We start from the raw sequence: 5,198 nt of genomic DNA, 5'->3' as shown, positions 1-5,198 counted from the left end.
TCAAGGATTCGCTACGCCGGGCTTACGCCCGTCCTTGACCCGCCAAACCTACCCACTCAAAATTCAAAAGAGGCAAAATAGAGGCATGGAGATGATTCAACGCTTATCAAAAGTGGCGCTGTCCGCTGCGCCAATGGGACTGATTGCCGCGCTGCTATACGCAGGACTATTTATCAAGCCGTCGCCGCACAGCGCGATAGTTGCGAGACCGATTTTTGAACGCGGAGACCAGTTCTACGGAATCACGGCTGTAGGCCAGGGTGCATCGGCACATCTCCTGTTGGCTGGCACACACGGCAAAGTCCTTCGCAGCGATGACACCGGCAAGACATGGAAACCCGTGACCGTTCCTGTCGATACCGCCTTGCAGGATATCGGGTCATGGGGCAATGGTCAGGCGATTGCGGTCGGCGACCGAGGCGGGGTTCTTGTCTCGAGTGCAACCGGCAACGACTGGCGAAAGGTTGCCGTCCCTCATTCCAATATTTCCAACAAACTTTTGCGTGTTCGCACTCTGCCTGGGGGTGAGGCATGGGCGGTGGGCGAGGGAGGCGTCGTACTGCATACGCGTGACTATGGCGCATCGTGGGAGAACGTCGGTGTGCAGGAAGACGTCGCATGGAACGACATCGTCTTCCAGGGCAAGCGGGGCCAGCTGGTGGGCGAGTTCGGGCGCATCAAGGTAACTGATGATGGCGGACAGACGTGGCGGCCCGTTTCGAGTCCCGTAAAAACGAGCCTGATGGCAGTTGCATTTCGCGACCCATACAACGGAATCGCCGTTGGCCTTGGCGGGGTGGTCCTCGCGTCTACAGATGGCGGGGAGCATTGGAATGCATTGCCGCCTGTAACTCGGGAACACCTCTTTGATGTCGCGTGGACTGGTTCGGCATGGCTTGCTGCCGGCGACAAAGGTGTCATCGCACAAGGAAGCGCCTCTGCCGATCAATGGCACAGCTCGCGGCTATCCAACTGGGATCGTGGCTGGTATGCACGCGTAGCGAATGTCGGCGAGACCTGCTATCTCGTCGGCTCATCTGTTGCGACGGTACCGAAATGCTTTGCCTGACAAATAGCTGTAGTGATTGCGGTAATTGGAGGAGATCGGTGTGAAGGATATAACGTTCAAACGGCTCGAACACTTCGTCGAGTTCTGCATTCGATATCGCGCCGTCGTTGTGACAGTTTTTTCAATACTCACGTTAGTCATGCTTGTGTCCGCGCTTAGAGTCGAGATCAAGACAGTTTTCGACGATCTGCTGCCGACAAATCATCCATACGTTCGTATCCACGAGCAATTCCGTCAGGATTTCGGCGGTTCGAACGTGGTCAGCATCATGCTGGAAGTCGACCACGGAGATGTTTTTTCACCGGCCGTTCTGGCCAAGGTGAAAAAAGTCACGACGGACCTGCAGCAAGTGGACGGTGTCAGTCCGTTTCAGATCATCTCGCTCGCATCGAAGAAGCTAAAAACCATCCGTGGATCGATCGACGACATCGCGATCAAACCGATAATGTGGCCCGATGTGCCGAAAACCCCGGAGGGAATCGCGGCGCTCAAGGAGGCGGTTCTGGATAACCCCCTCGTCTACGGAGCCTATGTATCGCGTGACCTCAAAGCCGCGTTGGTGAATGTCGATTTCTATGAGAACGGGGTTGACTATAAAAAGATATTCCCTGAAATCATGAGGATTGCCAACGAGGCGCAGGGCGGCGGCGTGAACGTTCGCGTCGTGGGCGAACCGATTCTATACGGGTGGGTGAATCACTATGTACCTGAAACCGTTCACATCTTCCTGTTCACGGTTGCCTGCCTTATAGCACTGCTCTTTCTGATCGCACGAAGCTGGCGAGGAACATTGCTTCCATTGCTGGCGGGACTGACGAGTGCCATTTGGGCCTTGGGTACCGCGAGCATGCTGGGATTCAATCTCGATCCGCTGGTCATTGTGATTGCATTTCTCATTACCGCTCGTGCGATTTCCCATTCGGTGCAACTGGTTTCACGCTTCGACGACGAACTGGATAGCGGCGCGGATAGCACTACTGCGGCTGCGAAGGCGGCAATGCTCCAACTCTTCAAGCCTGGAATTCTTGGCGTAGTGGCGGATGCGGGTTGCATGGTCGTCGTGGCGCTTACTCCCATTCCATTGATGCACAAGGTATCGATCATCGGCACCGTCTGGGTGATGACAATCGCTTTGAGTGCCTGTGTCATGACGCCGGTACTGCTGTCATATATCAAGAAACCCCGCGGACATGCGCATCCGATCAATCTCGCCCCGGTGCTGGATTCGATTTTGAACCTCAGTGTCGGAATCGTGACGTCAAGGCTGCGTTACGTCGTGCTGGCAGGTGCTTTAACGTTGTTCGTCATTTCGGGATCGTACGCATTCAACCTGAAAGTCGGCGATTCGGAGCCAGGGTCGCCGATTCTCTGGCCGAGTGCGACCTACAACCTGGATTCAGCCGCGGTCAATCAGCAGTTTCAGGGTGCAGACCGGCTTTACGTCGTCTTCTCGGGGAGCAAGGAAAACGCGGTCAAGAATCCTGCAGTGCTACGCAGCATGGAGGATATGCAGCGATACATGGGTGCGCAGCCGGAGATAGGCGGAAGTCTGTCTATAGCCGACGTATTGCCAACGGTGCGCCGCGTGCTGCGTGAAGGGAATCCTCGCTACCAGGAGGTGGGGGACGATGCCGGTGAAAACGGCGAGTTGATGTATCTGTTTGAGTCGAATTCGGAACCCGGCGATATGTCGCGCTTCGTTGATCCTCGTTCGAAGAACGCCGCGGTGACTTTCTATTTCCGCGATCACAAGGGTGAGAGCGTCCGCACGGCGATGGGCCGTCTGAAGGACTTTATCGCATCGCACCCCCAGGCCGAGGGAAAGTACCTTCTTGGCGGAGGGCTGGTAGCAGTGCTGGCGGCTGTCAATGAGGTCATCCTCTCGGGACAAATTGAGAGTATTGCGCTCGCTCTGCTTGTACTGGTCGTCTGCTGCGCAGTTGCATATAGATCGACCGTCGCTGGAATCTTCTTTATGGTGCCGGTCGTTTTGTCGAATACGATCACTTTCAGTTACATGGCGTGGAAAGGCATTGGCATGAATCTCAGCACCCTGCCGGTCGCAGCGCTTGGTATCGGTCTGGGTGTCGACTATGCGTTTTATATCGTGGATGGAATTCGGGAAGAACTACATCACCACGATGACATATCGAAGGCTATCGTTCGCTCGCTAAGGACGGCGGGGAAGGGGGTGCTGATCACTGCGCTGACCCTCACTGCCAGTGTAGTGTTGTGGTGTACCTCATCGCTGCGATTTCAGGCCGATATGGGGATTCTGATGGCGATCTGGCTGCTTGTCTCAGCGCTCAGCGCGTTGTTTCTGATGCCGACTATGGTGTACGTCTTTAAACCGGACTTTGTTCTGGTCGGGAAAAAGAAAGCCGTGTCATCCGGTAAAAGCAGCGGGTTTGGCGCAACGACGGTGTCGTAATAAAAATCATATAACAGTGCGGTTTGGAGGAGATAAATATGTTTGATATAAATAGTAGTACATGTGGAAAATTAAAGCTTCGAAAATTGCCTCTGCTTCTGCTGGGAATCGGATGCGTGTTCGGCGCCCACGCTGCTGAACAGGACGGGACGAGTGGAGGGTTGACGTCCTTGCTTGGCTTAAGTGATAACGCGTTCACATACGGAGGGTTCGTGAGGACCTGGGCATCGATGAACCTGCAAAACCATCCAGAGGTTTCAGGTGGTGTCGGTCAGTTACAGATGCTACGTGGCTCGGTTGAACTGGACACCAGCTTGAAGACGGGGCCATTAACATGGACAGTTGTTGGTCGCTCTGACAGAGAGATTCTGACAGGATACGAGAAGGATTTGCAGGATCTCGCTCGACGGTATACACCGGGGGGACCTGGAAGTAGTCTGTTGTCACAATACGATCAGGACGAAATCCGCGAATTCTATGTGGACGCAGACGTTGGGAGACGGGTCCATCTGCGTCTCGGTAAGCAGCAGATTGTGTGGGGCGAAACAGATTTCTTCCACCCAACCGATCTCATCCAGGGGTATGACTACCGTTGGCGCTCATTTGTTGAGCCCGAGAGCGACGAGCTGAGAAAGCCGCTCATTACCGCGAACGCAAAAATCGATGTGCCGGAGGCGAACGGCTCGTTGCAGCTTGTACTTCGTCCCGGGGTTGATCGCAAACGGGACATCGGCAACACATATGACCTGTACGGTGGACGCTGGATGCAGGAACCCTTTAAGGGTACCGATTTCCTCGCGACGGCGACCCATTACGACTACAACCACCCAGCGGGCAATGTCAATGTTCCCACGGGAGGATTGCGATGGACGGGGGAGGCCGGGCCTGTGGGCTTCGCATTGTCTTACCTGAACACATTTAATCCCGACCCTGTGCTGAATTCGGCTGCCAATCCATACAAAAAAACGCCGTCCGGTGGATTGGGTGATTGGTTCTATCCGAAGATCGACGTGTTTGCGGCGAGCGCGAATGGCGAGATTACCGCGATAGACGCCGTGGTGACAGCCGAAGTGGCGTATCAACTACACAAGTTATACAACACAGGAACTGGTCTTCCGAATCTGACCCAGGGAACAGGTCCGGTTGTCAGCAAGAATGTCATCGAATCGACGCTTCGCATCGACAAGCAATTGCGTCTTGAATCCTTGCTCGGCACGAACGCGCCATCGTTGTTTTCCGTGCAACTGTTCGATACGTGGATTCAGAACTTCCACTCTTCTGATGACATTGTTGCGCAAGTGGGATGGAGCGCACCGGCAAAGCAGCACGACACGATTCTCACCGCGTTTCTCACCCTGAACTATATGAGCAATCGTATCAACCCGGGTATCGCGGGTGGAGTCGACGTGTCGACGGGCGACGCCTTCATCATCCCGAGTGTGGAATTCGCGTTTGGAAATCGCTGGCGGGTTCGCGCCGAAGCAGATCTCTTCTTCGCGCACGACTCGCGCACGAGCCCTACTCAGTTGGGCCAGAGCACCTACGCCCTGGCCGGTCTGAACCACAACGACCAATTCCTGATCCGCGCGACCTATCAATTCTAAGGAGACAAATATGAGACGTGTGATGGTCTAATTTCCTCGGACAGGTCGATAGGAGGACAATCCTGAATCGACGAGGAAAAACGATAGATGACAA

3 protein-coding genes are annotated in these 5,198 nt (G+C 54.8%); all 3 read left to right on the top strand.

The window, feature by feature from the left end:
• A partial coding sequence (locus tag AC3WLT_RS36820) for a WD40/YVTN/BNR-like repeat-containing protein (RefSeq protein WP_492596473.1) occupies positions 1–1,069 on the top strand: 1,069 nt, incomplete at its 5' end.
• A 40-nt stretch (positions 1,070–1,109) separates the two neighbouring features.
• Positions 1,110–3,500, top strand: a complete 2,391-nt coding sequence (locus tag AC3WLT_RS36815; RefSeq protein WP_492596472.1) for an efflux RND transporter permease subunit — start codon at positions 1,110–1,112, stop codon at positions 3,498–3,500.
• Between the two features lie 38 nt (positions 3,501–3,538).
• Complete coding sequence (locus tag AC3WLT_RS36810) at positions 3,539–5,104, top strand: DUF1302 family protein (RefSeq protein WP_492596471.1); 1,566 nt, start codon at positions 3,539–3,541, stop codon at positions 5,102–5,104.
• Positions 5,105–5,198 lie beyond the last annotated feature (94 nt).

It is taken from the genome of Paraburkholderia sp. FW306-2-2C-D06C (assembly GCF_058781505.1).
This window is presented reverse-complemented; position numbering and strand designations above follow the sequence as displayed.